The organism is Micromonospora sp. NPDC023966, assembly GCF_040639095.1.
GTDB lineage: Bacteria > Actinomycetota > Actinomycetes > Mycobacteriales > Micromonosporaceae > Micromonospora.
This window is the reverse complement of record NZ_JBEZZJ010000015.1, coordinates 32,619-58,026: the sequence shown is the minus strand read 5'-3', so window position 1 is coordinate 58,026 and position 25,408 is coordinate 32,619. Positions and strand designations below refer to the sequence as shown.

Genomic DNA, 25,408 nt, shown 5'->3' with positions numbered 1-25,408 from the left:
CGACCTCCGGCCGGCGACGTCGCTTCTTCTCAACTCCACAGTGGACGGCATGAGCACGATGCCCGGCCGGCGCGCCAGCGCCGGCCGGCAACCGGGACGAGGGAGCTGGCTGACCCGCTCGCCTTGGGCGCGAGAGACACGCGGTTCGATTCCGCGGTCCCGGACACCACGCGGACGGCACCCGCCGCCCCGCACGGGCCGTTGGAGCAATTGGCAGCTCACCCGGTTCTCACCCGGGAGGCTACGGGTTCGAGTCCCGTACGGCCTACGCCCGGTCCCGACCCCGCGACCACCACGCGGTTGTAGCGCAGTCAGGCAGCGCGTCACCTCGCCATGGTGAAGATCGCCGGTTCGAATCCGGCCAGCCGCTCGAACAGCACCCCTGAACCGAGGAGACGACGATGGGTTTCACCCCGCTGGCCGGTACCCGGGCGCCGGTCCGGGTCTGGACCGACCCGTACACGATCGAGGCGCAGGCGGCCCGGCAGCTGCGCAACATCGGCGCGCTGCCCTGGGTGCAGGGCGTCGCCGTGATGCCGGACGTGCACTTCGGCAAGGGCGCCACCGTCGGCTCGGTCATCGCCATGCGGCAGGCCGTCTCGCCCGCCGCGGTCGGCGTCGACATCGGCTGCGGGATGTCCGCGGTCCGCACCTCGCTCACCGCGGCCGACCTGCCCGACGACCTCGCCCCGCTGCGGACGGCGATCGAGGCGGCCATCCCGGTCGGCTTCGCCATGCGCACCGACGCGGTCGACACGCGCCGGATCCGCGGTCTGGAGCAGGGTGGCTGGGACGCGTTCTGGCGGGGCTTCGCCACCCTCGACCGGAAGGTGGCGCAGCTGGAGACGCGGGCCCAGCGCCAGCTGGGCACCCTCGGCGGCGGGAACCACTTCATCGAGGTCTGCCTGGAGCAGGGTGGCCCGGACGACGCCCGGGTCTGGCTGATGCTGCACTCCGGCTCCCGCAACATCGGCAAGGAACTGGCCGAGCGGCACATGGCGGTGGCCCGCGGGCTGCCGCACAACGTCGACCTGCCCGACCGGGACCTCGCGGTGTTCCTCGCCGGCATCCCGGAGATGGACGCCTACCGCCGGGACCTCTTCTGGGCCCAGGAGTACGCGCGCCGCAACCGGGCCGTCATGCTCGCGCTGCTCTGCGGGGTGGTCCGGGACAAGTTCCCGCAGGTCACCTACGACGAGCCGATCTCCTGCCACCACAACTACGTGGCGGAGGAGAGCTACGACGGGGTCGAGGTGCTGGTGACCCGCAAGGGCGCGATCCGGGCCGGCCGGGGCGACCTGGGCATCATCCCGGGCTCGATGGGCACCGGGTCGTACATCGTGCGCGGCAAGGGCAACCTCGACGCGTACTGCTCGGCGTCGCACGGGGCCGGGCGGCGGATGTCGCGGGGGCAGGCGAAGCGGACGTACAGCACCGCCGACCTGGCCGAGCAGACCGCCGGCGTCGAGTGCCGCAAGGACGCCGGGGTGGTCGACGAGATCCCCGGCGCGTACAAGGACATCACCCAGGTGATGGCCCAGCAGGAGGACCTGGTCGAGGTGGTCGCCCACCTCAAGCAGGTCGTCTGCGTGAAGGGTTGAACCGACCGGCGCCCCTGGAGGGGGAGGGGCGCCGGTCGTCCGCCGCGGTGGCGCAGCGGAGAGCGCGCCGGTCTACGAAACCGGAGAGCCCAGGTTCGAATCCTGGTCGGGGCACGGTCCGCGGTCCGCGGATCCCATGCGAGCTGGTGCAACCAGGCAGCACATCCGATTCTGGATCGGAGAATTGAGGTTCGAATCCTCAAATCGCAGCGACACCTACCGGCTGCGTCGGACGATCCGCACGCCGATCGCGAGCGCGCCGATGACGAGCAGGCCGGCCAGGAGCTGGAGGCCGGGCGAGTCGTCGGCCTCCCCGTACACCAGGCCGGCGATGCCGAGCGCGACGGCGAGGACCGCGACCAGGCCGAGTACGTACTTCATCGGTTTTCTCCCTCTTCCTCGACCCACTCGAGCAGGTCGCCGGGCTGGCAGTTCAGCACCCGGCACATGGCCTCCAGCGTGCTGAAGCGGACGGCCTTGGCCCGGCCGTTCTTCAGCACCGCGACGTTCGCCGGGGTGAGCCCGACCCGCTCGGCGAACTCGCCGACGCTCATCTTGCGTTTGGCCAGCTCGACGTCGATGCGGACCACGATGGGCATCAGATCACCGCTTCCATGTCGGTCCGGAGCGTGGTGGCCTGCCGCAGCAGCTCCCGCATCACCACCATCAGCAGCCCCAGCACGGTCACCCCGGTCACCAGCAGGAACAGCAGGATCGGCAGGCCCGGGTCGTCCGCGTTGAAGCCGACGTAGAGGAACACGCCCACGAGCACCACCCACGCGGCGGCGATGGCCCACACGATCGCGTCGACCCACCCCAACGACGCCTCGCTGAAGATGCGGTCGTTCTTGACCAGGGTGAGCAGCTTCCAGGTGCACACGATCACCACCTGCACGCAGAGCACCCAGAACACCGTCACCGCGGTCGCCGGCCATCTCAGGTAGGCCATGTCCGGGTTCTCCCTGGCCATGTGCGCGAACTGCCCGGGCAGTGACATGACCTGGAACAGGACCAGGATCCCGAACAGCAGCACGAGGAAGGCTTTGAGCGGGGCCACCGCCCGTTGAGCTGTGAACATGCATCGACTATCACTCGCTACCTATCGAATGTCAATAGGTTCCGGGATTGCCCAGGCCCCCGTGGCGCAGTGGAGAGCGCGTCGGATTCCGAATCCGAAGGCCGCTGGTTCGAGTCCAGCCGGGGGCACGCCGCACCGACCCGACCAAGTGCCCGAGTGGCCAGGGAGCGGACTGCAACTCCGCGCACCGGGGTTCGAATCCCCGCTTGGTCTCGACCATGCCGTCCGCTGTGGCGTCGCATCACCGGCCGGCGGCCAGGTCGACCGGGATGCGGACCACGTTGATCCGGGTGCCGTCGCGCGCCGACACCTCGTACACCTCGATCGTCCCCGGTCCGGCCGTCGCGCGCCGGTAGCGGACGTCCAGCCGGTAGCCGCCGCGACAGCCGGAGCCGCAGGAGGCGGTGGTGAACGCGGTGCCGATCTCCTGGCCCGCGGCGTCCAGCACCCGGACGCTCACCGTCGCCTCGTACACGTCGGCGGTCCCGGTCACGGTGACCGGGCTGCCCACCGGGTCGCCGATCGCCGGGGCGGTCACCACGATCGGGGGCAGCAGGTCGGCGTAGTCGTCCCGTCCGGTCGCGCTGTCGGTCGGGGCGAAGGCGACCCGCCGCACGGTGGGGAACTGGGTGAGCGTCCAGACCACCTGGGCCCGGCGGAGCCGCGCGGTGGCCGCCCCGCCGGCGTCGAAGCCGGCCGGGGGCGACAGTGTCGCCACCCCGCCGGCGATACGGGTCACCCGCGTGCCGGCCGGTACCAGGGTGGTCAGGCCGGTGGCGGTCTCGGCCGGGGACGGGCCGGCGGCCAGTTCGATGAGCGCCAGGCGGGACGTGGCCACGGTGGCCGGCAGCGCACGCCGGGTGGGCGCGAGTTTCCTGTCCCGGGCGAACCAGAGCTGCACGGTCAGCGTCCCGTCCGGTTCGGTCGGCGCCGAGGTGGTCGGCCTGCCGGTCGTGGCCGCAGTGGTCGGGGTGCGTGGCGCGGGCGGGGTCGGCGCGGGCGTGCCGGTCGGGCCGGCGGCGGCGGCGGTGGTGGGCGACGGGCCGGCCGGGGCGGGCCCGAGGGTGCCGGTGCGCGGCGGGGCGCAGGCGGCGGTGAGCAGCAGCAGCGCGGCGAGCGGCGGAATCAGGCGTCGCATGGGGTGCCCCCGGCGTCGAGCGGAAGGGTGAGGCGGAAGCGGGTGCCCCGGCCGACCTCGCTGGCCACGTCGAGCCGGCCGCCGAGCAGCCGGGCGTTCTCCCGGGCGATGGCCAGGCCGAGTCCGCTGCCGGGGCCCGTACGGGCCGGGTCGACCTTGTAGAACCGGTCGAAGATGTGCGCCAGGTGTGCGGCGGGGATGCCGGGGCCACGGTCGGCGACGTCGACCACGAGCTGGGCACCGGTGTGCCGGATCTCGGCGCGCAGGTCGCCGCCGCCGTGTTCCATCCCGTTGGCCACCAGGTTGGTGAGGATCCGTTCGAGCCGGCGCGGGTCGGTCTGCACCGGCGGCGCCTCGCCGTCCACGGTGGCCCGGCCGGCGCCCTGGTGGGCGGCGACGATCCCGCGCAGCAGCGCGCCGACGTCCACCGGGCGGGTGGCGAGCACCTCCCGCCCGGCGTCCAGCCGGGAGATCTCCATCAGCTCCTCGACGAGCCGGCGCAGCCGGACCACGTCGGCGACGAGCAGTTCGGCGGCCCGGCGGGCGTCGGCGGGCAGGGCGTCCAGTTGGTCGGCGAGGAGCGAGGCCGCCGCCACCAGGGCGGTGACCGGGGTACGCAGCTCGTGCGCCACGTCGGCGGTGAACCGCCGTTCCCGGGCCTGCGCCTGGGAGAGCGCTTCGATCTTGGTTTCCAGCGCCTGGGCCATCTCGTTGAACGAGGTGGCCCAGGCGCTGAACTCGTCCCGGCCGCGCACCGGCAGCCGGGTGTGCAGCAGCCCCTCGGCGACGGCCCGGGCGGCCCGGCTGGCCCGGCCGACGGGTTCCAGGGTGCGGCGGGCGAGGGCGTTGCCGACCGCGGCGGCGAGCAGCACCACCGCCGCCCAGCCGACCACCGAGGCGGTGCGGAGCTGGTCGAGGGCGGTGACGAGGTCGTCCTCGACGGTCACCACGTACAGCTCGGCGGTGGAGCCGGGGATCCGGCCGCCGACGACCAGCAGGTGTGGCCGGCCGGGGGTGCGCTGGAAGCCGAGCTGCCCGGCGGCGACCGTGGCGCGCAGATCGGGGCCGGGGGTGGGGGCGTACCGGGGGTTGGACGCCTGGCTGTCGCCGGCGACCAGCAGCACGTGCCGGCCGGACTCTTCGAAGCTGGTCAGCAGGTCGGCGCGGCGGGCGTCGGTCAGCGGCAGGAACTGGGCGGCGATCACCAGTTGGTAGCGGGCGTCGGCCGCCGCGCGTTGCAGCGAGCCGTCGAACCGGGCCTGCCGCAGCATGAGGTAGGACCCGCCGGCCAGCGCGCCGGCGGACACTCCAGCGACCAGGACGAACGCGACGACGAGCCGGCGCCGCAACCGCCCGGGTACGACTCTGCCGGCCACCATGGCGCGCTCACCCCGTCGCAAGCTTGTAGCCGGCCCCGCGGACCGTCCGGATCAGGGTCGGCGCGCCCGGGTCGTCCTCCACCTTGGCCCGCAGGCGCTGCACGGCGACGTCGACCAGTCGGGAGTCGCCGAGGTAGCTGTGCCCCCAGACCCGGTCGAGCAGCAGCTCCCGGGTGAACACCTGGCCGGGGCGCCGGGCCAGCTCAAGCAGCAGCCGGAACTCGGTGGCGGTGAGGGTCAGCTCCCGGCCGTCCTTGCGGGCCACGAAGCGGGCCGGATCGATCTCCAGCGGCCCGGCGGCCACGGTGGTCTCGGGGGCCGGGGCGACGGTCCGGCGCAGCACGGCCCGGACCCGGGCGACCAGCTCGGGCAGGTCGAACGGCTTGCGCAGGTAGTCGTCGGCCCCGCACTCCAGGCCGACCACCACGTCGATGGTGTCGGTACGGGCGGTCAGCATGAGGATCGGCACCTGACTGGTGCGCCGGATCTCCCGGCACACCTCGAATCCGTCCAGACGGGGAAGCATCACGTCGAGCACGATGAGGTCGACCGGGCCGGCGCGCCACGCGGTGAGGGCGGCCGGACCGTCGACGGCGGTGGCCACCCGGAACCCGGCCCGGCGCAGGCCGAGGGCCGTCACCTCCCGGATGGAGGCGTCGTCCTCGACGACCAGCACACGGCCCTCCATGACCACTCAGGGTAGTCCGGTGCGCCGCTGTGGGGCGTGGGCGCAATGGACGGTGATGAGGGGCCGGTCGGCCCCTCTCACCTGGGGAAAGGTCACGCCTGCCACTGGTGGGCCACGTCGATCACGATGCGGCTGTGCGTGCCGGGGCCGCTGAGCACGAAGACCCGGTACGGCAGTCGGGCGCGGACGCCCACCGCGAAGGTCGTGTAGCCCTCGAAGCTGCCGCCGAAGACGACGTCCCGCAGCGTCCGGTAGCCCAGCACGGTCGCGGCGTGCTCACCGGCGCGGTACGGCAGGGTTGCGACGTGTGCGTCGTCGTACGCGGGCGCCCGCAGCGACACCGACAGCAGCGCGTCCCCGGCGGTGTACGGGCTGAGCGCGAGCCCTTGCCCCTCGGTGTACGTCTCGCCATAGGCGACGGAGTAGCCGTTCGCCGGCCCGGCGAACTCGAAGACCACCCGGTCCCAGCAGTCGTGCCGCCCGGTGCGGACCTCGATCAGCGGATCGCTGGTGAGCGTGCCGGCCGACCTGGCCGTGCTGCCCCAGGTGATCCCGCAGTACGGCGACGCCGCGGTCGCGCCGCCGGTGCCGGCGATCAGCCCGCCGAGCACGACGACCAGCGCCAGCAGTGTTCTCCTCAGTCTCATGGTGCCCTCCCTGCCAATGTGCCGGGACCCCGTCCGGCGTCCCTGCCCCGACGGTCGGCGCGCCGTGCCACAGCGGCTTCGCAGCCGGGTAACCGCCGGGTAACAGCGGGGCGGGCGTCACCCGGCGGTCGGCGGCAGCCGGTCCGGGTCGGGCAGCGTGCGCACCGGGGACCGGTACAGCGGCAGCCACGTGAACGCGGCGCCGATCGCGCCGACCCAGAGCGAGGTACGGGCGCCGGCGTACTGGCCGAGCAGGCCGGCCAGCCCGGCGCCGACCGCGATCGCGCCGGTGAGCAGGAACCGGAAGGTGGCGTTCATCCGGCCCAGCAGCGCGTCCGGGGTGACCCGTTGCCGCAGGCTGACGCCGATCACGTTGCCGATCCCGGTCCGCCAGGCCAGCGCCAGCCAACCGAGGCCGGCCAGCCACAGCCACGCGCCGGTGTCGACCAGAGCGACCAGCGCGCCGGCCGGGGCCACCAGCAGCCCGGGCAGCCAGAGTGCCCGGCCGTGCCCGATCCGGGCGGCCAACGGACGGGCGGTCACCGCACCGAGCAGCGCTCCCACCCCGCCGGCGCCGAGGAAGAGCCCGAGCGCGCCGGCGCCGAGGCCGAGTTCGCGCAGGAAGACCACCGGCAGCATGGTGGTCATCAGGTTCACGGTGAGGTTGATGCTGGCCAGCGAGACGGCCAGCGGGCGCAGCAGTCGGTTGCCCAGCACGTGCCGGACGCCCTCGGCGAGCTGTCGGCCGAAGCCGCCCGCCGGCCGGTCCCGTCCGATCGCGACGGTGGCGATGGGGCGTACCCGGGTGAGGGCGAGCGCGGAGAGCAGGTGGGTGACCGCGTTCAGGGCCAGGGCGAGTGGGGCGCCGAGCCACTGCACGAGCAGGCCGCCGAATCCCCGGCCGCCGATCTGGATGGTGGCGTTGGTGGTCATGAGCAGCGAGTTCGCCGCCACCAGACGGTCCCGGCCGACCAACTCCGGCAGGAAGCTCTGCGCGGCCACGTCACCGAAGACCGTGCCGACGCCGGTGAGCAGCACGACCGCGTAGAGCTGGCCGAGGGTCAGCGCGTCCGCCCACCAGGCCAGCGGGATCGAGGCGTACAGGGCGGCGCGGGCCAGGTCGGCGGCGACCATCACGGTGCGGCGGGGCGACCGGTCCACCCAGACCCCGGCGGGCAGCCCGACCAGCAGGAAGGCGGCGGTGCCGAGCACCGCGAGCAGGCCGACCTGGCCGGGGGTGGCGGCGAGCACGGACACGGCCAGCACCGGCACGGCCAGGTAGCCCACCTGGAAGCCCAGGCTGTCGGCCAGGTTCGCCGTGTACACGTAGCGGAACGGGCGGGGCCAGCGGATCGACGGGGGAACGGTGGTGGTCATGACAGGGACCCTGGTCGGCGGCCACCGCCGCGGTCGATAAGTTTGAGCCAGGTCGAATCCGTCGGGAGGTGCGAGGTGCTGAGCGTCGCGCTGGGGGTACGGGACCTGGCCGGGATCCGGTTCGCGATCTCGCCGCTGTGGGAGGCGATCGCCAGCGTCCGGGTGCTCCGGAGCCCCGACTGGTTCCCCGCCCACCAGCTCTGGCACCGGCAGGTGCGGCCCCGTCTGTCCACCGTGGACTGGCGGCTCCTCGCCGACCTCGTGCCGATGCCGACCGTGGTGATTCCGAGCTTCGTCTGCCCGCCGCCGCCGTCCGCCCTGCCCACCATCGACTGGGAACTGGCCGCGCTCGCCGCCACCCCACCGGAGGTGGTCCGGGCCGGCCTGGACGAGCTGCCCGGGCCGCGTCCGCCCCGGCTCGCCGCGCTGTACGCCGACCCACCGGCCGGGCTGGCCCGCCTCGCACAGGTGATCGCCGACTACGTCGAGGTGGCGATCGCCCCGTACTGGCCCCGGATGCGGACCCTGCTGGAACGCGAGGTGCTCGTCGGCGCCGGGCGGATGGCGACCGACGGCGTGCGCGGCCTGCTCAACCGGATCGACCCGTACGTCTCCTGGGACGATGGGACGTTGCACATCGACCACCTGACCCGCGCGGGGACCTACGACCTGGGCGGGCGGGGCCTGCTGCTGGTCCCGTCGGTCTTCGGCGGCGGGCGGGTCTGGTCCAACCTGTCGGAGCGGGCCTCGCAGCCCCTCCTGCGCTATCCGGCCCGCGCGGTCGGGACCCTCTGGGAGCGCAGCGCCGCCCCGGCCAGCGCGGCACTCGCCCGGGTGCTGGGGCGTACCCGGGCCACCCTGTTGCACGAACTCGCCGTGCCCGCCGCCACCACGGAGCTGGCCCGGCGCTGCGGCCTCAGCGCCGGCACGGTCTCCCACCACCTGACGGCGCTGCGCGACGCCGGCCTGGTCGGCACCCACCGGGCCGGGCGGTTCCTGCTGTACGCCCGGACCGGCTCGGCGGAGTCGCTGCTGGCCGGCGCCGGCCCGACCGAGCCGGTCGGCGGCTGAGGCCGGGCGTCAGCCGTGCACCGGATGCTCGGCCTGGAAGGCGAGCCGGCGGTCCGCGTCGGCGGCCAGCCCGGCGAGCACGTCGTCGAGGTCGAGGAAGGCCTGCCAGCGCGGCTGGCCGGTGATGTCGGCCAGCCGGTCGACCACCAGCTCCTCCAGGTCGGTGACGCGCTTGCCCTTCCACACCTTGTCGGCGAGGCTCACCAGCAGGTCTTCGAGCTGCACGCCCGGTGCGTGCCAGGCGGCGTGCGTGACGGCGAAGCGGGCCCGCTCCTCGGGGACGCCGAAGCGCAGCAGCAGCTGGTAGCCCGCCTCCTCGTGCGCCGAGCCGGGCCCGGACAACTCCTCCGGGTGCTCGACCTTGCCGAGGTCGTGGATCGCCGCCCCGAACAGCACCGCCTGCCGGTCGAACGGCACCAGGGGGAAGCGCGCGGCGAACGCGGCGGTGAGCTGCCGAGCGACGTCGTGCACCAGCCGCAGATGCGCGGCGAGCCGGGGCGGCGCCTGCAGGGCGGTGAGCAGTTCGGCGGCCACGCCCGGCAGGGGCGGCAGTGGCGGATCGCCCGGATCGGTGAGGGCGCGGCGCAGCGCGTCGGAGGTCACCGGGGCGAGGGTACCGGCCGCCGGGGCGATCACCGTACGGGGTGACCGAGTGGCCGACCGTGGAACGGCCGCTCGTCCGATGCCGTCGTGATCGTCCGTTCAGGAGGGTGGATCGACGTCTATCACGGGGGTGTTTCATGACCGAGTTGAATCGCCGGGCCCTGCTGCGTGCCGCCGCGCTGGCCGGGGCGGCCACGGCGACCGGGCTGGCCGGTGGGCTGACCGCCACGGCGCCCGCCGCCGCGGCGGAGTCCACCGAGGTGGTCAACGGGCCGTGGCTCGTCACCGGCAGCGCGGGGCTTCTGCAGATCAACCGGGGCCACACCACGCCGCAGGTGCTGCTGACCCACGCCTACGACGCCACCACCTCGCCCGACGGCCGGTACGTGGCCGTGAACAACCTGAACTACGCGGGCGAGACCGGGTCGAACCTGTCGCTGTTCGACCGGGTGACCGGCGAGGTCCGGAAGGTGATCAGCGACCCGTTCGGCATCTCGTACGAGTGGCCGACCTGGTCCCCGGACGGCACGGAGGTCGCCCTGGTCGTCGACCGCGAGACGCTGGTCGCGGTGCACGTGGCCACGGGCAGCCGGCGGGTGCTCGTCCAGGGGCACACGATGTACCGGCCCAACTGGTCCCGGGACGGCTCCATGATCGTCATGCAGTGGATCAGCCGGTCGGAGGGCCACCAGCTGCGCATGCTGGAGCTCGCCACCGGGCGGGTGCGGCGGGTCTACGCGCCCGAGGAGGGCGAGCGGTTCGGCTGGCCGGTCTTCATGCCCAACTCGGAGCGGGTGGTGTTCTGCACCAACCGCTGGTACCGGGACGTCGACCTGCCGCTCGGTGAGGACTCGCTGGCGTCGGTGCGGATCGACGGCACCGGCCTCAAGAAGCTCACCGACGAGCCGCGGATGTACCTGTCGCCGGTGTTCTCTCCGGACGGCCGCTACTGCGCGGCGCTGTCGGTGCCGCCCACCAACGAGTATCCGGACGGCGGCAACATCATCGTCTCGACCAGCGGCTTCGGCGACCAGTGGTGGATCCCGGGGGACGAGTACGACGACAGCATGCGGGTGGACTGGGCCCGCGCCATCTGACTCGACCACGACCCGCGACGCGGCGGCCGGCATCCCGGCCGCCGCGTCGGCGTACCGGGGTGGATTGCCGCGCTCCCGGACGGCGGCGGTGCGAGGCTGGAGGCGGGCGCCGCCGACGGGGGCGACGACCGCAGTGGAGGGTGCGATGGCCGAGCCGCCGACCGGGTCCTCGTCGCGCAGCGCGCAGGCACACGGCCGCCGCGCCAACCGGCGCAGCTACCACGACGGCGCGCAGGTCAACGGGTACGTCGACGACCCGTACCATCGGATCCGCCGCGCCGTCGCGGCCCGGCTGATGGTCGACGGCGTGCCCGCGGGACGGCCGGTGCTGGAGCTGGGCTGCGGCCCGCGCAGTATGCTCGACCCGGCCACGCTGCCCGGCCCGCTCGTGGTGGCCGACATGGCCGAGGCCGCGCTGGGCGCGGCCCGGCGGGCCGTCGGCGGCGACGCCCTGCCGGTCTGCCTGGACGCCACCCGTGGCCTGCCGTTCCGCGCCGGCAGCTTCGCCGGCCTGCTCACCGGAGAGCTGATCGAGCACGTCTACGACCCGCTGGCGCTGCTGCGCGAATGCCACCGGGTCCTCGCCCCGGGCGGCCTGCTGGTGCTGACCACCCCCAACCTGGCGCCCGCGCAGGACCGGCTGGCCTTCCTCGCCGGCCGGGCGCCCCGCCAGGTGGACCCCCTGCACCCCTACCTGTGGCTGCACATCCGGCCGTTCACCGCGTCGCTGCTGCGGCGGGTCCTGTGCCGGGCCGGGTTCGCACCGCTGGCGATTCGCTCCAATGAGGTCGGTTGGCGGCTCCCGGGTGGACGCTGGGTCGCCTCCCGGCTGCTGGCCCGGGTCGCGCCGGGGCTCGGCGGCTCGCTGATCTGCGCCGCCCGGCGGACCGCGGAGACACCGTCACCGAGGGATGCCGGGCACCCGAACAGGGCGTGATGGTGATATTGACATAGGGCTATCATGGAGCTTCCGTCGTCGACCGGGGGATGTCATGGCGCGCCTGTTCACCTGGGTCGTCAACAATCTCGACGCGTTCATCGGCCTGCTGCTGGCCGTCACCGTGGCCGTCCTCGGCCTGACCAACACGGTCAGCCAGGACGTCGTCAACAGCGCCATCCTGCTGGTCCTGGCGGTGCTCGCACAGGCCGTGCTGCGCGACCGGCTCCGGCGGGAGACCGCCCAGCAGGAGGTGCGGGAGGTGATGCGGAACACCCGCGACCGGCTCACCGAACTGGTCCCGCAGATGCACGAGATCACCGGTCCGGAGGGGGCGCTGAACCGGGCCCGCGAGGCGATCGACAGCGTCTCGATGGTGCGGGTGCTGCACGGCAGCGAGGTCGGGCAGGCCCTGGCCGAGGCTCGCCGGCACACCGACCGGTGGACCTTCAAGGGCGGCACCGGCACCTTCACCCGGGCGGTCACCCTGCCGGAGTGCCTGGAGCACGCCCGTCGGCGCAACGCCACCCTGAGCTTCGCCATCGAGATCATCGACCCGACCGACGAGGACGTCTGCGAGCGGTACGCGCGGTTCCGGCGGAGCCTCGACCCGGACGCGCCGGGGGAGCGGTGGACCGTCGACCGCACCCGCAAGGAGTCGTACGCGACGGTGCTGGCCGCCTGCTGGCACCTGCAACGCTCCGGGCTGCTGACCGTCGAGGTCCGGCTCACCGCGCAGATGACCACCTTCCGCTACGACCTCTCCTCGACGTGCGTGATCATCACACAGGAGAACCCGCAAACCCCGGCGCTGCGGATCGACCGCAAGGAGCTCTACTACAACCGGTTCAACATCGAGTTGCAGTACAGCCGCGAGCAGAGCCGGCGGGTGCCCGTCGAGGCCGCCGCGCCGGTGAAGCTCGACGACGAGCCCTCGGTGGAGCAGGTCCGCCGGCTGTTCACCACCCTCGGGCTGCCGCTACCCCGCTCCTTCGGCGACCGCGAGGTCGCCGACATCGTGAGCCGGGCCATCCAGGCGAGGAACCCGTACGCATGATGAGCTACGCCGACCTCGAACGGGAGATCGACCGGGGCGCCCGGCCGGAGCTGCTACGCGGCTGGGTGCTCGACGTCCTCGACGACGTCGCCGAGGGGCGGCGGCCACTGCGGGCCGTCCGGCACCCGCTCGGCTTCACCTGCCTGCCGGTGGAGCGCACCGGCCCGGACGGAATCTGCGTGCACGCCTGGCCGGCCGACCCGCCGCCGGTGCGGCCGACCACCTCGACCATGCACTCCCACAGCTGGGACCTGCTCAGCCACGTGCTGCACGGCACGGTCCGCAACGAGCTGATCGAGGTGACCGACGCCTCCGCCGACCCGTCCTGGCGAATCTACGAGGTGCACAGCCGCGGCGACGTCGACGAGATGGCGGCCACCGACCGGCTGGTCACCGCGGTGACGGCCACCGTGGAGACCCATTCCGCCGGCGACTCCTACGCGCTGCGCGCGGGCGGCTTCCACACCTCGGAGGTCGGCGCGGGCGAGCCGGCGGTGACCGTGGCGCTCGGCCGGACCACGCCCGGTGTGTGCGACCTGAGCCTCGGCGCGGTGGACGGGCGCAGCCACCGGATACGCCGGGACCGCTGCGACGCGGCGGAGACGGCACGGATGGCGCGGGAGATAGCGCGACTGGTGGCACGGGGCTGACTGGCTGGAGGAGCCATGGACGTGGAGCCGAACAGAGGCGGGCCCGACCTGCGCGACGCGCACCGGTTCGCGGTGGAGGCGGCCCAGGCGGCCGGGCGGCTGCTGCGCCGGGGGACCCGGGGGGAGCTGCACGCCCGGGCCAAGAACGACTCCGGTGACCTGGTCACCGACCTGGACCTGGCCGCCGAACGGCTGATCGTCGACCGGATCCGGGCCCGTTGGCCGGAGCACGGGGTGATCGCCGAGGAGGGCGGCGAGTACGCCGCCGACAACTCCTGGGCCTGGCTGGTCGACCCGCTTGACGGCACCAACAATGTGGCGATCGGGCTGCCCGCGTACGTGGTCGGGATCGCGCTGTGCGACCGCGGCTCGCCGGTGGTGGGCGTGGTGAACGACCCGGTCGCCGGGCGCACCTGGTCCGCCGTGCGGGGCCGGGGCGCCTTCGTTCACGAGTCCGGGCCGGCCGCCCGCCCGCTGCAGGCGCCCCACCGCCCGGTGCCGGCCGCGCCGGTGCTGGCCTGGACCCAGGGACATGAGGTACGCCGTGACGACAGCACCGCCCGCGCGCTGAAGGTCGTGCTCGACACCACCGCCCGGCGGGTGCTGCAACTGTGGGCGCCGCTGTTGTCCTGGGTGATGCTGGCCCGCGGCGACATCGACGGCATCGTCGGCTACCGCCCCGAGGCGGTCGATCTGCCGGCCGGGATGCTGCTCGCCGTCGAGGCCGGCATGGTGGTCCGGGCCCTCGACGGCGGCTGCTTCGACGACCGGTACGGCTGCCCGGCGGACCGGCGCAGCTTCGTGGCCGGCCCGCCGGAGACCATCGACCGGCTGGTGAAGCTGGTCACCGCGGCGCAGTGGATCGAGCCGCAGGTCCGCCAGCTCACCCCGATCAGCCTCTCCACCGTGGGCTGGTGAGGGTCAGTCCTCGAACCCGGGCTGGAACCGGCGGGAAGGTTCACCCTGTTCGGCCCACCAGCGCCCGCGCCGCACCTGCACCCCCGGCACGCCATCCAGCAGTCGGTCCGCGTCGACCAGGCTCGCCAGCGCCTGCGGCAGATCCGCGTGGAGTTCGGCGGCAGCCTCGTCGACGGTGTCCGGCTCGCTCGACCAGTCGATGTTCGCGTCCCGCAGCCGTCGCACAGCGAGGGCCGCCACCGCGTCCGGATCGTCCACGACGACCTCGACCCGGCAGTACACCTGCATCACGACCGGCTCACCGTTCTCCACGCGCCGCACCATCCCACCCGGACGTCCGACGAGCCAACCTATTCCTGACGCTTTGGCCTGGAAGCCGGTTCAGCGGTGATTCCGGCGTGGGGAACCGGGGTGCCGTGCTCAGCGTAGTTGACGCCGCCTTGGCGTTGCCGATGCCTGCCATGCTCGGCGGGATGACGACCGGCCAGCCACCCAGACACCGCACCGGCCGCCCTGCCGTTCGCATCGCCCTCGCGGTCGGCGCGGTCGCGGCCGTGCTCGCCGTCGCCGCCGTCGTACCCCTGCTGTGGCCGCCGGGTCCGCGCCCGCTGTTCCAGCTCCCCGTGCCCTGCGGCGAGCGTTGGCGGCTGGGCACCTACCCCGGCCACGATGACTACGACATCGACCTGTTCCCCGCGGCGGGCGACGCGTGGGGGCGGCCGTTGCTCGCCTCCTCTGCCGGCACGATCACCGTGGCGGGGATCAACGGGTCACTCGGTGGGCGTACCCCGGAGAACCCGAAGGGTCCGCGCGGACGCGGCGGAGGGTACTGGGTGAAGATCGACCACGGCGGCAAGTGGCAGACCGAGTACCTGCACCTGCTCGAACCGCCGCTGGTCCGGGCCGGCCAGCGGGTCGCCCGCGGCGAGCAGCTCGGGCGGGTGGGCAGCACCGGTGACTCCGGCGCCCCGCACCTGCACTACGAGCAGCACCGAGGCTGGGAGAAGGTCGAGACCTGGTTCGACGGTTCAGCCTCGGGCATCACCCACGACGACACCGAGTACGGCGTCACGCTCACCAGCAACAACTGCCCGGCCGGGCGGCCCTAGCCACGGGCCGAAGGCTGGCCGGCAGGGTACGCCGGGTGCGGCAGCCGCTCGGCCAGGAACGCCTCCCAGGTCCGTACGCCGAGGGTGGCGCCGGGGCGGGCCAGGTTGTCCCCGTTCCGGTACGCCCGGCCGGCCTTGCCGGGCAGCCGGACCGGCAGCCGCAGCCGCCGCCGGCCGACCGCCGCCAGATAGCCGGTGACCAGCTCGTCCAGGCCGTACACCCGTGGGCCGGCCAGCTCGGGCACCAGGCCGGCCGGCGCGCCCAGCGTCAGCTCGACCATCCGGGCCGCCACCTCGCGGGCGTCGACCGGCTGGAGCCGCATCCCGCCGGGCACCGGGACCACCGGCAGCTTCGCCATTTTTTCCACCATGGTCAGCACCAGGTCGTGGAACTGGGCGACGCGCACCGTGGTCCACGGCACGCCCGATCCGGCGACCGCCCGCTCGGCGTCCAGCTTGGACCTCAGCCAGGCCAGCGGCACCCGGTCCGCCCCGACCACCGAGATGTACACGAGGTGCCGCACGTCCGCGCGCCGGGCGGCGTCGACCAGGTGGCGGGTCGCCACGTCGTCGCCCTTGGGCCCGCCGGCCAGGTGCAGCACGGTGTCGACCCCGCGTACCGCCGGGTCGACGCCGGCGCCGGTGAGCAGGTCGGCGGTGACGTGCGTGACGCCGTCGCCGGGCCGGCCGCCGTGACGGCTGAGCACCCGCACCGGGTGACCCGCCTCGCGCAGCATCGGCACGACGAGGCGGCCGAGGGTGCCGGTGCCGCCGGTGACCAGGATCGGTGCGTTCATGTCGTCCTCCGTTGAGATCCGCTAGGTTTCGGGCTTCACCGGCTCGACCCGTGGCGGCGGGAAAGTGTGACCGGAGTGACCGGCGTCACCCCTTGTCACACGGGCGGGCCGGCGCGGGTCGGTCAACCGGGAACCCCGCGAGGAAGGACTGGGACATGGGCGAGGACACCTGGCTGGCCGAGCGGTTCGAGCAGCAGCGGCCGCAGCTGCGGGCGGTGGCGTACCGGATGCTCGGCTCGCTGAGCGAGGCCGAGGACGCCGTGCAGGAGACCTGGCTGCGGCTCGCCCGCGCCGACGTCGCCGCGGTGGACAACCTGGCCGCCTGGCTGACCACGGTGGTCGCCCGGGTCTGCCTGAACACCCTGCGGGCCCGCGCCACCCGCCGCGAGGACCCCCTCGACGTACGCCTGCCCGACCCGGTCGTCGACGTCGCCGAGGTGGACGCCGATCCCGCGCAGGCCGCGGTGCTGGCCGACTCGGTCGGGCTGGCGCTGCTGGTGGTCCTGGACACCCTGACCCCGACCGAGCGGCTCGCCTTCGTGCTGCACGACATGTTCGGTGTGCCCTTCGAGGAGATCGGCACGCTGGTCGACCGGTCGCCGGCCGCCGCCCGGCAGCTCGCCAGCCGGGCCCGCCGCCGGGTCCGTGGCCAGGCGCCCGCACCCGACCCGGACCTGGCCCGCCAGCGGGAGGTGGTCACCGCGTTCCTGGCCGCCGCCCGGGAGGGCGACTTCGACGGGCTGGTCGCCGTGCTGCACCCGGACGTGGTGCTCCGTTCCGACGGCGGGACCGCCCGGGCCCGGCACTCCACCGTGCTCACCGGGGCGCGGGTGGTGGCCGCGCAGGCCACCACGTTCGGCCGGTTCTCCCCGTTCGCCCGGCCGGTGCTGGTCAACGGCGCCGCCGGCGTGCTGGTCAGCGCGGGGGGCCGGCCGCTGTCGGTGATGGCGTTCACGGTCACCGACGGGCGGATCGCCGCCATCGACGTGATCGCCGACCCGGAGCGGCTGGCCGCGCTCGGCCTCGCCGACTGAGTCCGGTGCCGAGGGCCGGCCCGCGGGTGGGCCGGCCCGGATCGGCGTCAGGGGAGGATGACCAGGTTGGCCATGTCGACCACCGGCCGGTAGCCGAGGGTGGCGTAGATCCGGTTCGAGGTCGGGTTGGCCTGGTCGGTGAAGAGGCAGACCCGGGCCCCCTCGGCCCGCAGGAGCCGGGAGACCTCCGCGACCGCGTTGCCGGCCCAGCCCCGGCCGCGCTGCTCCGGCGGCGTGTAGACCGGGCCGACGCGCGCGACGCCGAACGACGGCGGGTTGGCGGCGGTGAGGTGCACCCGCCGGCCCGCCTCGTCGGTCCAGAACCACAACCGCCCGTCCCGGATCCGGCGCAGCAGCTCGGCGCGGTCGGGGGTCTCGTGCGCGCTGACCCCGCGCGGGCGGCCCGCCTGCTCGTCGGCGTCGGCCATGAACGCGTCGAACCACTCGGCGGCCAGGTCGACGTCGTCCTCGGTCGCGACGGCCAACTTGCCGGGCACCCGCGCCGGCCGGACCAGCTCACCGAGCTCGTGCAGCCGGGTGTGCTGGGCGACCTCGACCCGGCCGCCGCCGAGCCGGGTCACCTCGTCGGCGCACCGTTGCGCGGCGGGCAGCGCGCCGTTGACCGCGCGCACCTCCTCCCCGCGCTCGTGCCAGACCCGGGCCAGCGCCACGGCCGCCTCGTCGGGCATCGGCAGCAGGAACGGCGGGCGCGGCGCGAAGGGCGCCGTCCGCATCCCGGCGCCGACGACGGCGCCGGACCCGTCCCGGACCACCAGCCACCAGTCGTGCTCGGGGAGTGCGACCCCGTCGGCCCGACGGGCCAGCAGCCGGTGCGCGACGGTGGCCACGACCGTGCCGACCACCGGGTTCGCCGCCAGATGGTCACCGGCCGCGGCGAGGAACTCGCCCGGATCGGTGTGGAACTGCAGGGTCGGGACGCCGCTCATCCGCGCACGGTAGCCCGCCGCCGGGCCTCACCCGTACCGGATTTCCGGACCGACGTCGCGGCCCGGCGGGGCCCCGGGGCCTGGCGGCGGGCGCCGGCCGCGCTACCCGGCGACCAGCTCGGCGAACCAGCGCCGGCCGGCCGAGTGGAGCTCGCGGACCACCAGGCCCGCCGCCGCGGCCGGCTCGTGCACCGCCCGGGTGTCCAGCCGGGCCCAGCCGAAGCTCGGACCCCGGTGCCGTCCGGACACCACGCGCGCCCGGCCCTGCCAGGTGCCGCTGCCGGGCGGGTCCAGCTCGACCAGGACCGTGCCGTCCGGGCGGAGCAGCTCCCGGCACCGGCGCAGCAGCCGCCCGGGGTCGCCGCCGATGCCGATGTTGCCGTCCAGCAGCACCACGTGCCGCCACCGGCCCTCGGCGGGAAGCGGATCGAAGAGGTCGGCCTGGACCGCGACGGCGCCCCGCGCCCGGGTCAGGGCCACCGCCCGGGCCGAGACGTCGACCCCCACGGTGGTCAGCCCGGCCCGGGCCAGCGCCAGGGTGAGCCGGCCCGGACCGCAGCCCAGGTCCAGCGTCGGGCCGGCGCAGCGGGCCACCACCGCGGCCGTCGCCGGCTCGGCCGGCCCGTGCCACCGCTCCACCGGCAACCGGCGGCGCGCCCCGTCGCCCTGCACAAGCCAGTGCGCGTCGCTGTCCCGGTGCCGCAGCGCGGTGGCGAAACCGTCGGCGGTCACCGCCGGCCCCCGACCGGCCGGGCCCGCCACACGGCGGCGACCTCCCGGGCGAACCGGCCCGTGGGGGCCAGGGCCGTCACCGCGAGCGCGTCGGTCCAGTCGTCCACGTCGCGCAGCACCGGCAGCGTCCCGATCCGCAGGCCGCGCCCGGCCAGCGCGGCCCGGGTGCGCCGCCCGGTGTCAGGGGTGGACATCGGCACCCCGCGCAGCGCCGCCGCCTGCCGGGGGTCGCGCAGGCCCAGCGCCCACCAGCCGCCGTCCGCGGCCGGGCCGAGCACCGCGTCGGTCGACGTCCCGTCGAGCCGGCGTACGGCGGCGGCCAGCCGCGCCGCGGTGAGCTGCGGCGTGTCCATGCCGATCTGGAGCACCGGCCGCCCCGGGTAGGCGGCGGCCACGTCGGCGTGTGCGTACGCGAGCCGGTCGGCGAAGTCGTCGCCGCGCTGCGGCAGCACCGGCCAGCCGGCGACCGCGGCGGCGAGGTCCGCACCGTCCTCGGCGTCGGCGAACCGGCCGGCCAGCGCCAGAACCGGGACGACGCCCGGGGTGGCGGCGACGGCGTCGAGGGTGTCGCGCAGCGCGGCCGCGGCGATCCGGGCCGCCTGGGCGGGCTCGGCCGGCGGGCAGAGCCGGGTCTTGACCGCCCCGGCCACGGGCGTCTTGGCCACCACCAGCAGGACGGTCACCGGGGGCCGTCCACGCTGCGCAGCACGGCCAGGAAGTCCCGGGTGACGCGGACCGTGCCGCGGACCGAGCCGGAGACCTTGGACCGCGTCCCGGCGGCGCGCGGGGCGTAGCGGACGTCCCGCTCGTGGATCCGCCAGCCGGCCGCGGCGGCCCGGATCATCAGTTCGAGGGGGTAGCCGAAGGCGCGGTCGGTGACGCCCAGGGCGAGCAGGGCGTCCCGCCGGGCCACCCGGATCGGGCTGAGGTCGCGCAGCGGGACCCCGCGCTGCCGCAGCAGCGCGGCGACCAGCGCCGTGCCGGCCCGGGCGTGCCACGGCCAGACCCCGGCGGACACCGGCCGGCGCCGGCCCACCGCCAGGTCGGCGGCGCCGGCCGCCACCGGGGCGACCAGCGCGGGCAGCTCGCCCGGGTCGAAGGAGCCGTCGGCGTCGAGCACGCAGACCAGCTCGGTCTCGGCGTGTTCCAGGCCGGTGTGCACGGCCGCCCCGTAGCCCCGGCGGGGCTCCCGCACCACCCGCGCGCCGTGCCGGGCGGCCACCTCCGGCGAGCCGTCCCGGGAGCCGTTGTCCACCACGATCGCCCGGTAACCGGGCGGCAGCGCGGTCAGCACGCCGGGCAGGGCGGCGGCCTCGTCCAGGCACGGCAGCACCACGTCGATCTGTGTCGGCATGCCGCCGACGCTAGGCCGGTCCGCGCCCCGCCAGGCCCGGATCGTGCTTACGGAACCCTTACCGAGCAGGCATTTCTTACCATCCGGTGACGTGCCGGCGGATCCGCCCACCCGGCGGCCCGGCGGGCCGTACCGTCCGGTCGTCATGAGATCCGCAGCCACCCTGCCCCGCGTTCCCGGCCCACGGCGGACCATCCCCGGGCACCGGGGCGATCTGGTCGCGCTGGCCGTCGAGGCGGTGCTGCTGGCCGCCGCGGTCGCCGTCGGGCTGGTGCTCAACCGCCGGGGCGCGGGCCTGCACGCGGACGCCGCGCCGCTCTACGCCACCTGGCGGCCGCACGCCGGTTGGGGCACCCCGCTCGCCGTGCTGGTCGCGGTGGTCGTGCTGGGGCCGGGTCTGCGCTGGGCGCGGACCGCCCGCTGGGGGCCGCTGCTGGCCGCCGGCTGGCTGGCCGCGGTCGCCTGGACGCTGTCGCTGGCCCTGGTGGACGGCTGGTCGGCCGGGTTGGCCCGGCGGCTCACCGTGCAGGCGGAGTACCTGCACGAGGTGCCCGGCGTCACCGACATCCCCCGGACGCTGGCCGGCTTCACCGACCGGATCCTCGACTTCCAGCCGGACTCCTGGTCCACCCACACCGCCGGGCACCCGCCGGGCGCGCTGCTGGTCTTCGTCTGGCTGGACCGGATCGGCCTGGGCGGGGGCGCCGCCGCGGCGCTCTGCTGCGTGCTGGTCGGCGCGACCGTCGCGGTGTCGGTGCCGGTCACCCTGCGCGCGCTGGGCGCCGCCGAGGCGGCCCGGGCGGTGCTGCCCTTCCTGGTGCTGCTGCCCGGCGCGGTCTGGCTGGGCGCCTCCGGCGACGCCGTCTTCACCGGCGTGGTCGCCGCCGGGCTGGCCCTGCTGGCGGTACGCGGCCCGGCCGCCGCGCTGGCCGGCGGGCTGCTGCTCGGCTTCGCGCTGCACCTGTCGTACGGGTTCGTGCTCGTCGGCGCCCTGGCGGTGACCGTGCTGGCGCTGCGCCGGGACCGCCGCCGCGCCGCGCTGCTCGCCGCGACGGCTGGCGTCGCCAGCGTCACGGCGCTCTTCGTGCTGGCCGGCTTCCGCTGGTGGGAGGGGTACGACCGGGTGGTCGAGCGCTACTACCAGGGCTGGGCGGTCGACCGCCCGTACGGCTACTGGGTCTGGGCGAACCTGGCGGCGCTGCTGCTCTCCGCCGGGCCGGTGCTCGGCCCGGCGCTGCGCCGCGCCGGGCTCGCCGCCGGGCCGGTGCTCGGGCCGGCGCTGCGCCGCGTGGCGCTCGCCGCCCGGGCCGCCTGGCGATCACCCGGCGCCGCGCGGGGCGGCCAGCCCCGTGACCGGGTGCCCGGCCGGCCGGTCGGCGGGCTCAGCGGTGCCGTGCGGCTCGGCCGACGGTGGATGGCGCCGGTGGCGGCGCTCGGGCCCACCGTGCTGCTGCCGGCCGCCGCCGCGCTGGCGGTGGCCGGCGCCGACCTGTCCGGGATGAGCAAGGCCGAGGTGGAGCGGATCTGGCTGCCGTTCGCGGTCTGGCTCCTGATCGCCGTGGCACACCTGCCCGCGCCGACCCGCCGCTGGTGGCTGGCCGCCCAGGCGTTCACCGCCCTCGCCGTCAACCACCTGCTCTTCACGGTCTCCTGACCGTTTCGGATCTTGACGACTTCCCGTTCCCTCCGAACGCCAACTCGCCAAGATCTCCCGGCATCCGCGTCGATCATGAGGTTGGCGGTGGCGAATCGGGCGGATCGCCACCGCCAACCTCACGATCGACCGGGGAGGGCGAGGGGGTGAGGGCTCAGGCGAGCAGGGCGGCGGGTTCGCGGAGGGGGTCGGTGGCGAACGCGGTGACGCCGTCGGTGAAGGCGACCCGGGCGGTGTAGCCGAGCAGGTCCCGGGCCCGGGTCGGGTCGGCCACCACGTGCCGGACGTCGGCCGCCCGGGCGCCGCCGACCACCTCCGGCTCGGGGCCGCCCATCGCGCGGGCCAGGGCCGCCGCCAGGTCGCCGACGGTGTGCGGCTCGCCGGAGCAGACGTTCACCGGGACCAGGCCGTCCGGGGTGGGCGCGGTGAGCGCCAGCAGGTTGGCCCGGGCCACGTCGGTCACGTGCACGAAGTCGCGGCGCTGCCGGCCGTCCTCGTACACCCGGGGCGGCCGGCCGTCGGCGAGCGCCGAGCGGAACAGCGAGGCGACCCCGGCGTACGGGGTGTCGCGGGGCATCCGGGGGCCGTAGACGTTGTGGTAGCGCAGCGCCCACACCCCGCCCCCGGTCTGCCGGGCCCAGGCCGCGGCGTAGTGCTCCTGGGCGAGCTTGCTGGCCGCGTACGTGCTGCGCGGCTCCAGCGGGGCGTCCTCGGGGACCAGGGCCGGGTCGAGGGTGCCGCCGCAGGCCGGGCAGGTCGGGTCGTAGCGGCCGGCGGCCAGGTCGACGGGCCGGCGCGGGGCGGGGCGGACCACGCCGTGCTCGGCGCAGGTGTAGCGCCCCTCCCCGTAGACCACCATCGAGCTGGCCAGCACCAGCCGGGACACCCCGGCCCGGTGCATGGCGGCGAGCAGCACCGCCGTGCCGTGGTCGTTGTGTCCGGCGTAGTCGGGAGCGTCGGAGGGGTCCAGCCCGTGCCCCACCATGGCCGCCTGGTGGCAGACCGCGTCCACCCCGGACAGCAGCCGGTCCAGCAGCGCGGCGTCGCGGACGTCGCCGACCACCGGGTCGTGCGGCCGGGACCACTCCGGCAGCGCGCCGCCGTGCGCCTGGGGGAGCAGGGCGTCCAGGCAGACCGGCTCGTGGCCCACGGCGACGAGCAGGTCGGCGATCTGCGATCCGATGAAGCCGGCCGCGCCGGTGACCAGTACCCGCATGCGGCCAGGCTAGGGCACCGCGGGGTCCGGTTCGGGCGGTTCGCGGTGCACGTCAGCGGTCCGTAATGACGGCGGCGGTAAGGGTTCGGTAATGCGGCAAACCGGACCGGCGCGCGGATGCGGCGTCTAGCGTCCTGCTGAAGGGACCACCGGCGTGACGGGTGGGCCCGGACCGCGCAGCCCAGGAGGAGATGTGCCCGCCAGCCCACCCCCACCGGACGACGCGCCGTCGGCCGCCCCAGCGGCCCTGTGGGCGGCGCTGGCCCGGCACCGGCCGCCGGGGGTGGACGCCGTCGACCGCGCCTGGCGCAGCCCGGTCCGGGGGCCCTGGCTGACCTCGGTGCTCGGCGCCGTGCTGCTGGCCACCCTGCCCCTGGTGATCGTGACCGGGCTGCTCGACTGGATCGCCTACGGTCCCCGCTTCGACCAGGCGTTCCCCCGGGACGTGGGCTGGCTGCACCCGCCGGTGTTCGACTGGCCGACCCGACCCGCCTGGCTGTTCCGCCTCACCCAGGGGCTGCACGTGACGCTCGGGATCGTGCTGCTGCCGGTGGTGCTGGGGAAGCTCTGGTCGGTGGTGCCCAAGCTCTTCGACTGGCCGCCGGCCCGTTCGGCCGCCCAGCTGCTGGAGCGGCTGTCGCTGCTGCTGCTGGTCGGCGGCATCCTCTTCCAGACGGTCACCGGCCTGCTGAACATCCAGTACGCCTACCTGTTCGGCTTCGACTTCTACACCGCACACTGGTACGGCGCCTGGATCTTCACGGCGGCGCTGGTCACCCACGTGGCGATCAAGCTGCCCCGGCTGGTCACCGCGCTGCGCGGGCCGGGCTTCGCGCGTACCCCGGTGGAGGTGACCCGGCCGGAGCCGACGGATCCGGACGGCCTGGTGGCCCGGCGGCCCGGGCCGGCGACGATGAGCCGGCGCGGGGTGCTCGGCCTGGTCGGCGGAGGCGCGCTGCTGCTGGCGGCGCTGACCGTCGGGCAGAGCGTCGACGCGCTGCGCGACACCGCGCTGCTGCTGCCGCGCGGCCGCCGGAGAGACGACGGGCCGACCGGCTTCCCGGTCAACCGGAGCGTCGCCGCGGCCGGGGTGACCCCGGACCAGACCGGCCCGGGCTGGCGGCTGACCCTGCGCGGCCGAAACCACACGGTCACCCTGGACCGGGCCCGGCTGCTCGCCCTGGCGCAGCACACGGCCGTCCTGCCCATCGCCTGCGTGGAGGGCTGGTCCACCTCGCAGACCTGGACCGGGGTCCGGCTGCGCGACCTGGCCGCCCTGGTGGGGGCGGCCGATCCGGCCACCGCGCGGGTGCGGTCGCTGGAGCGCGCCGGCCTGTTCCGCGAGGCCGTCCTGCACGGCGGTCAGGTGACCGACCCGGACGCGCTGCTCGCCCTGCGGGTCAACGGCGTCGACCTGACCCCCGACCACGGCTACCCGGCGCGGATCATCGTGCCGGCGCTGCCCGGCGTGCACTGCACGAAGTGGGTGGCGGAGATCGCGTTCGATGGCTAGGTTCCGGCGCGCCTACGGCGCCGCGCCCTGGCACCTGCTGCTCCTGGCCGGCTGCTTCGCGGTCACCGGCTGGATCGCGCTGCGGCTGGCCGGTGCGGCGTCGGCCGGCCGGATGCTGCTCTGGTTCCTCGGCGCGGTGATCGCGCACGACCTGGTCCTCTTCCCGGTGTACGCGTCGCTCGACCGGATGCTGCGCCGCGCCCTGCGGCGGGGCGGCACCCCGTCGCCGCTGAACCACGTCCGGGTCCCCGCGCTCGGCGCCGGCCTGCTGTTTCTGGTCTACCTGCCCGGGGTCCTCGGGCTCGGCGACGGCACCTACCTGGCGGCGACCGGCCTGGCGCCCCGGGCGATGCTCGGCCGGTGGCTGGCGGTCAGCGGCGCTCTCTTCGCCGTGAGCGCGCTGCTCTACGCCGCCCGTCGGCTGGTCCGCCGGGCCCGCTGACGGGTCACGGGGCGATGCGCAGCCGGCGGATGTGGCGGTCGTCGTAGTCCTCGAACCGGAACCGCAGGCCGGCGAACGGGCTGCCCGGGAAGTCGCCGCTGATGGTGGCGGTCACGACCGTGCCCGCCGGGGTGTTCTCGACATCGGTGATCTCGTAGGAGACCAGCGGCGTCTCGCGGCGCCACGCGCGGATCTCCGCGATGCCCCGGTGGGTCCTCCCCTCGTCCTCGACGACGGCGTCGTCGGCGAAGAGGGCGAAGTAGGGGTCCTTGTCCGGCTGGCCGGCGAGCGCGAAGTAGCGGCGGATGATGTCGGGCGGGGTGTTCACGGTGCTGGCTCCTTGCCGGGTCGTGGCGGGTCGTTCTGATC

At 75.1% G+C, this 25,408-nt stretch carries 29 protein-coding genes and 7 tRNA genes; 19 read left to right on the top strand and 17 right to left on the bottom strand.

Annotation, left to right across the window (positions count from 1 at the left end; translation table 11 throughout):
• The first annotated feature begins 91 nt into the window (after window positions 1-91).
• From AB0F68_RS20185 to AB0F68_RS20160, 6 genes are all read left to right on the top strand, one after another.
• Window positions 92-164, top strand: a tRNA-Pro gene (locus tag AB0F68_RS20185).
• Window positions 165-195: 31 nt separating this feature from the next.
• A tRNA-Glu gene (locus tag AB0F68_RS20180) sits at window positions 196-268 on the top strand.
• Between the two features lie 28 nt (window positions 269-296).
• Window positions 297-370: transfer RNA gene (locus AB0F68_RS20175), tRNA-Gly, on the top strand.
• A 31-nt stretch (window positions 371-401) separates the two neighbouring features.
• Complete coding sequence (locus AB0F68_RS20170) at window positions 402-1,601, top strand: RtcB family protein (RefSeq protein WP_357340415.1); 1,200 nt, start codon at window positions 402-404, stop codon at window positions 1,599-1,601.
• A 41-nt stretch (window positions 1,602-1,642) separates the two neighbouring features.
• Window positions 1,643-1,715 (top strand) — tRNA-Arg (locus AB0F68_RS20165).
• A 23-nt stretch (window positions 1,716-1,738) separates the two neighbouring features.
• Window positions 1,739-1,811 (top strand) — tRNA-Gln (locus AB0F68_RS20160).
• A 6-nt stretch (window positions 1,812-1,817) separates the two neighbouring features.
• Here the strand turns inward: AB0F68_RS20160 and AB0F68_RS20155 are convergent.
• The 3 genes from AB0F68_RS20155 to AB0F68_RS20145 are packed head-to-tail and all read right to left on the bottom strand — an operon-like array spanning window position 1,818 to window position 2,679.
• The gene (locus tag AB0F68_RS20155; protein WP_357340413.1) at window positions 1,818-1,982 is read right to left on the bottom strand and encodes a hypothetical protein; all 165 of its coding nucleotides are present in this window, start codon (window positions 1,980-1,982) and stop codon (window positions 1,818-1,820) included.
• On the bottom strand, window positions 1,979-2,200 hold the full coding sequence (locus AB0F68_RS20150) for a helix-turn-helix transcriptional regulator (RefSeq protein WP_107078484.1): 222 nt from the start codon (window positions 2,198-2,200) through the stop codon (window positions 1,979-1,981). The genes AB0F68_RS20155 and AB0F68_RS20150 overlap by 4 nt, the downstream gene beginning before the upstream one ends.
• Window positions 2,200-2,679 (bottom strand): DUF2975 domain-containing protein, encoded by a 480-nt coding sequence (locus AB0F68_RS20145; protein ID WP_357340411.1) that lies wholly within the window; start codon window positions 2,677-2,679, stop codon window positions 2,200-2,202. Before AB0F68_RS20145 ends, AB0F68_RS20150 begins: the two co-directional genes overlap by 1 nt.
• Window positions 2,680-2,734: 55 nt before the next feature.
• Here AB0F68_RS20145 and AB0F68_RS20140 point away from each other — a divergent pair.
• Both AB0F68_RS20140 and AB0F68_RS20135 read left to right on the top strand, forming a co-directional pair.
• Window positions 2,735-2,807 (top strand) — tRNA-Arg (locus tag AB0F68_RS20140).
• Window positions 2,808-2,821: 14 nt separating this feature from the next.
• Window positions 2,822-2,892 (top strand) — tRNA-Cys (locus tag AB0F68_RS20135).
• A gap of 28 nt (window positions 2,893-2,920) precedes the next feature.
• Here the strand turns inward: AB0F68_RS20135 and AB0F68_RS20130 are convergent.
• The 5 genes from AB0F68_RS20130 to AB0F68_RS20110 form a co-directional block, all read right to left on the bottom strand.
• Entirely contained in the window at window positions 2,921-3,817 is an 897-nt protein-coding gene (locus AB0F68_RS20130) for a Gmad2 immunoglobulin-like domain-containing protein (RefSeq protein ID WP_357340409.1), read from the bottom strand.
• Entirely contained in the window at window positions 3,805-5,196 is a 1,392-nt protein-coding gene (locus AB0F68_RS20125) for a HAMP domain-containing sensor histidine kinase (RefSeq protein WP_357340407.1), read from the bottom strand. The genes AB0F68_RS20130 and AB0F68_RS20125 overlap by 13 nt, the downstream gene beginning before the upstream one ends.
• A gap of 7 nt (window positions 5,197-5,203) precedes the next feature.
• Entirely contained in the window at window positions 5,204-5,884 is a 681-nt protein-coding gene (locus AB0F68_RS20120) for a response regulator transcription factor (protein ID WP_357340405.1), read from the bottom strand.
• 92 nt (window positions 5,885-5,976) lie between these two features.
• Window positions 5,977-6,531 (bottom strand): hypothetical protein, encoded by a 555-nt coding sequence (locus tag AB0F68_RS20115; RefSeq protein WP_357340401.1) that lies wholly within the window; start codon window positions 6,529-6,531, stop codon window positions 5,977-5,979.
• Between the two features lie 117 nt (window positions 6,532-6,648).
• Window positions 6,649-7,908: an MFS transporter gene (locus AB0F68_RS20110; protein WP_357340399.1), complete on the bottom strand. Its 1,260-nt coding sequence runs from the start codon at window positions 7,906-7,908 to the stop codon at window positions 6,649-6,651.
• 75 nt (window positions 7,909-7,983) lie between these two features.
• Here AB0F68_RS20110 and AB0F68_RS20105 point away from each other — a divergent pair, with 75 nt between their 5' ends.
• Window positions 7,984-8,979: a DUF5937 family protein gene (locus tag AB0F68_RS20105; RefSeq protein WP_357340397.1), complete on the top strand. Its 996-nt coding sequence runs from the start codon at window positions 7,984-7,986 to the stop codon at window positions 8,977-8,979.
• 9 nt (window positions 8,980-8,988) lie between these two features.
• Here AB0F68_RS20105 and AB0F68_RS20100 read toward each other — a convergent pair whose 3' ends face one another.
• On the bottom strand, window positions 8,989-9,582 hold the full coding sequence (locus tag AB0F68_RS20100) for an HD domain-containing protein (protein WP_357340390.1): 594 nt from the start codon (window positions 9,580-9,582) through the stop codon (window positions 8,989-8,991).
• Between the two features lie 137 nt (window positions 9,583-9,719).
• On the opposite strand from AB0F68_RS20100, the gene AB0F68_RS20095 reads away from it, so the two are divergent.
• The 5 genes from AB0F68_RS20095 (at window position 9,720) to AB0F68_RS20075 (ending at window position 14,241) form a co-directional block, all read left to right on the top strand.
• Window positions 9,720-10,679: an LpqB family beta-propeller domain-containing protein gene (locus AB0F68_RS20095; protein WP_357340388.1), complete on the top strand. Its 960-nt coding sequence runs from the start codon at window positions 9,720-9,722 to the stop codon at window positions 10,677-10,679.
• Window positions 10,680-10,824: 145 nt separating this feature from the next.
• Window positions 10,825-11,616, top strand: coding sequence for a class I SAM-dependent methyltransferase (locus AB0F68_RS20090; protein ID WP_357340386.1), 792 nt, complete (start codon window positions 10,825-10,827; stop codon window positions 11,614-11,616).
• Between the two features lie 55 nt (window positions 11,617-11,671).
• The gene (locus AB0F68_RS20085) at window positions 11,672-12,673 is read left to right on the top strand and encodes a hypothetical protein (RefSeq protein WP_357340384.1); all 1,002 of its coding nucleotides are present in this window, start codon (window positions 11,672-11,674) and stop codon (window positions 12,671-12,673) included.
• The gene (locus AB0F68_RS20080) at window positions 12,670-13,323 is read left to right on the top strand and encodes a hypothetical protein (RefSeq protein ID WP_357340382.1); all 654 of its coding nucleotides are present in this window, start codon (window positions 12,670-12,672) and stop codon (window positions 13,321-13,323) included. The genes AB0F68_RS20085 and AB0F68_RS20080 overlap by 4 nt, the downstream gene beginning before the upstream one ends.
• 15 nt (window positions 13,324-13,338) lie before the next feature.
• Window positions 13,339-14,241: an inositol monophosphatase family protein gene (locus AB0F68_RS20075; RefSeq protein ID WP_357340380.1), complete on the top strand. Its 903-nt coding sequence runs from the start codon at window positions 13,339-13,341 to the stop codon at window positions 14,239-14,241.
• Window positions 14,242-14,244: 3 nt separating this feature from the next.
• Here AB0F68_RS20075 and AB0F68_RS20070 read toward each other — a convergent pair whose 3' ends face one another.
• Window positions 14,245-14,553, bottom strand: coding sequence for a hypothetical protein (locus AB0F68_RS20070; protein WP_357340378.1), 309 nt, complete (start codon window positions 14,551-14,553; stop codon window positions 14,245-14,247).
• 161 nt (window positions 14,554-14,714) lie between these two features.
• Here AB0F68_RS20070 and AB0F68_RS20065 point away from each other — a divergent pair, with 161 nt between their 5' ends.
• A complete protein-coding gene (locus AB0F68_RS20065; RefSeq protein WP_357340374.1) occupies window positions 14,715-15,350 on the top strand; it encodes a M23 family metallopeptidase in 636 nt (211 codons plus the stop codon).
• Here the strand turns inward: AB0F68_RS20065 and AB0F68_RS20060 are convergent.
• On the bottom strand, window positions 15,347-16,147 hold the full coding sequence (locus AB0F68_RS20060) for an NAD(P)H-binding protein (protein WP_357340372.1): 801 nt from the start codon (window positions 16,145-16,147) through the stop codon (window positions 15,347-15,349). The genes AB0F68_RS20065 and AB0F68_RS20060 overlap by 4 nt on opposite strands.
• Before the next feature lie 155 nt (window positions 16,148-16,302).
• Between AB0F68_RS20060 and sigJ the strand changes: the two genes are divergently transcribed.
• Window positions 16,303-17,181 carry an RNA polymerase sigma factor SigJ gene (gene sigJ, locus AB0F68_RS20055; protein WP_357340370.1) on the top strand — a complete coding sequence of 293 codons (879 nt, stop codon included), beginning with the start codon at window positions 16,303-16,305 and terminating at the stop codon, window positions 17,179-17,181.
• Between the two features lie 47 nt (window positions 17,182-17,228).
• On the opposite strand, the gene AB0F68_RS20050 is transcribed toward sigJ, so the two are convergent.
• From AB0F68_RS20050 to AB0F68_RS20035, 4 genes are all read right to left on the bottom strand, one after another.
• Window positions 17,229-18,128, bottom strand: a complete 900-nt coding sequence (locus AB0F68_RS20050; RefSeq protein WP_357340368.1) for a GNAT family N-acetyltransferase — start codon at window positions 18,126-18,128, stop codon at window positions 17,229-17,231.
• 102 nt (window positions 18,129-18,230) lie between these two features.
• Window positions 18,231-18,860 (bottom strand): class I SAM-dependent methyltransferase, encoded by a 630-nt coding sequence (locus AB0F68_RS20045; protein WP_357340365.1) that lies wholly within the window; start codon window positions 18,858-18,860, stop codon window positions 18,231-18,233.
• The gene (locus AB0F68_RS20040; RefSeq protein ID WP_357340363.1) at window positions 18,857-19,543 is read right to left on the bottom strand and encodes a DUF2064 domain-containing protein; all 687 of its coding nucleotides are present in this window, start codon (window positions 19,541-19,543) and stop codon (window positions 18,857-18,859) included. The genes AB0F68_RS20045 and AB0F68_RS20040 overlap by 4 nt, the downstream gene beginning before the upstream one ends.
• The gene (locus tag AB0F68_RS20035; RefSeq protein WP_357340361.1) at window positions 19,540-20,214 is read right to left on the bottom strand and encodes a glycosyltransferase family 2 protein; all 675 of its coding nucleotides are present in this window, start codon (window positions 20,212-20,214) and stop codon (window positions 19,540-19,542) included. The genes AB0F68_RS20040 and AB0F68_RS20035 overlap by 4 nt, the downstream gene beginning before the upstream one ends.
• A 145-nt stretch (window positions 20,215-20,359) precedes the next feature.
• Here AB0F68_RS20035 and AB0F68_RS20030 point away from each other — a divergent pair, with 145 nt between their 5' ends.
• A complete protein-coding gene (locus tag AB0F68_RS20030) occupies window positions 20,360-21,868 on the top strand; it encodes a hypothetical protein (protein ID WP_357340359.1) in 1,509 nt (502 codons plus the stop codon).
• 154 nt (window positions 21,869-22,022) lie between these two features.
• Here AB0F68_RS20030 and AB0F68_RS20025 read toward each other — a convergent pair whose 3' ends face one another.
• Complete coding sequence (locus tag AB0F68_RS20025; protein ID WP_357340357.1) at window positions 22,023-23,084, bottom strand: NAD-dependent epimerase/dehydratase family protein; 1,062 nt, start codon at window positions 23,082-23,084, stop codon at window positions 22,023-22,025.
• 193 nt (window positions 23,085-23,277) lie between these two features.
• Here AB0F68_RS20025 and AB0F68_RS20020 point away from each other — a divergent pair, with 193 nt between their 5' ends.
• Together AB0F68_RS20020 and AB0F68_RS20015 are read left to right on the top strand one after the other, a co-directional pair.
• Window positions 23,278-24,597, top strand: a complete 1,320-nt coding sequence (locus AB0F68_RS20020; protein ID WP_357340354.1) for a molybdopterin-dependent oxidoreductase — start codon at window positions 23,278-23,280, stop codon at window positions 24,595-24,597.
• Window positions 24,590-25,039 (top strand): hypothetical protein, encoded by a 450-nt coding sequence (locus tag AB0F68_RS20015; protein WP_357340352.1) that lies wholly within the window; start codon window positions 24,590-24,592, stop codon window positions 25,037-25,039. Before AB0F68_RS20020 ends, AB0F68_RS20015 begins: the two co-directional genes overlap by 8 nt.
• Window positions 25,040-25,043: 4 nt before the next feature.
• Here the strand turns inward: AB0F68_RS20015 and AB0F68_RS20010 are convergent, their stop codons facing one another.
• Complete coding sequence (locus tag AB0F68_RS20010) at window positions 25,044-25,367, bottom strand: nuclear transport factor 2 family protein (protein ID WP_357340350.1); 324 nt, start codon at window positions 25,365-25,367, stop codon at window positions 25,044-25,046.
• Between the last annotated feature and the right edge of the window lie 41 nt (window positions 25,368-25,408).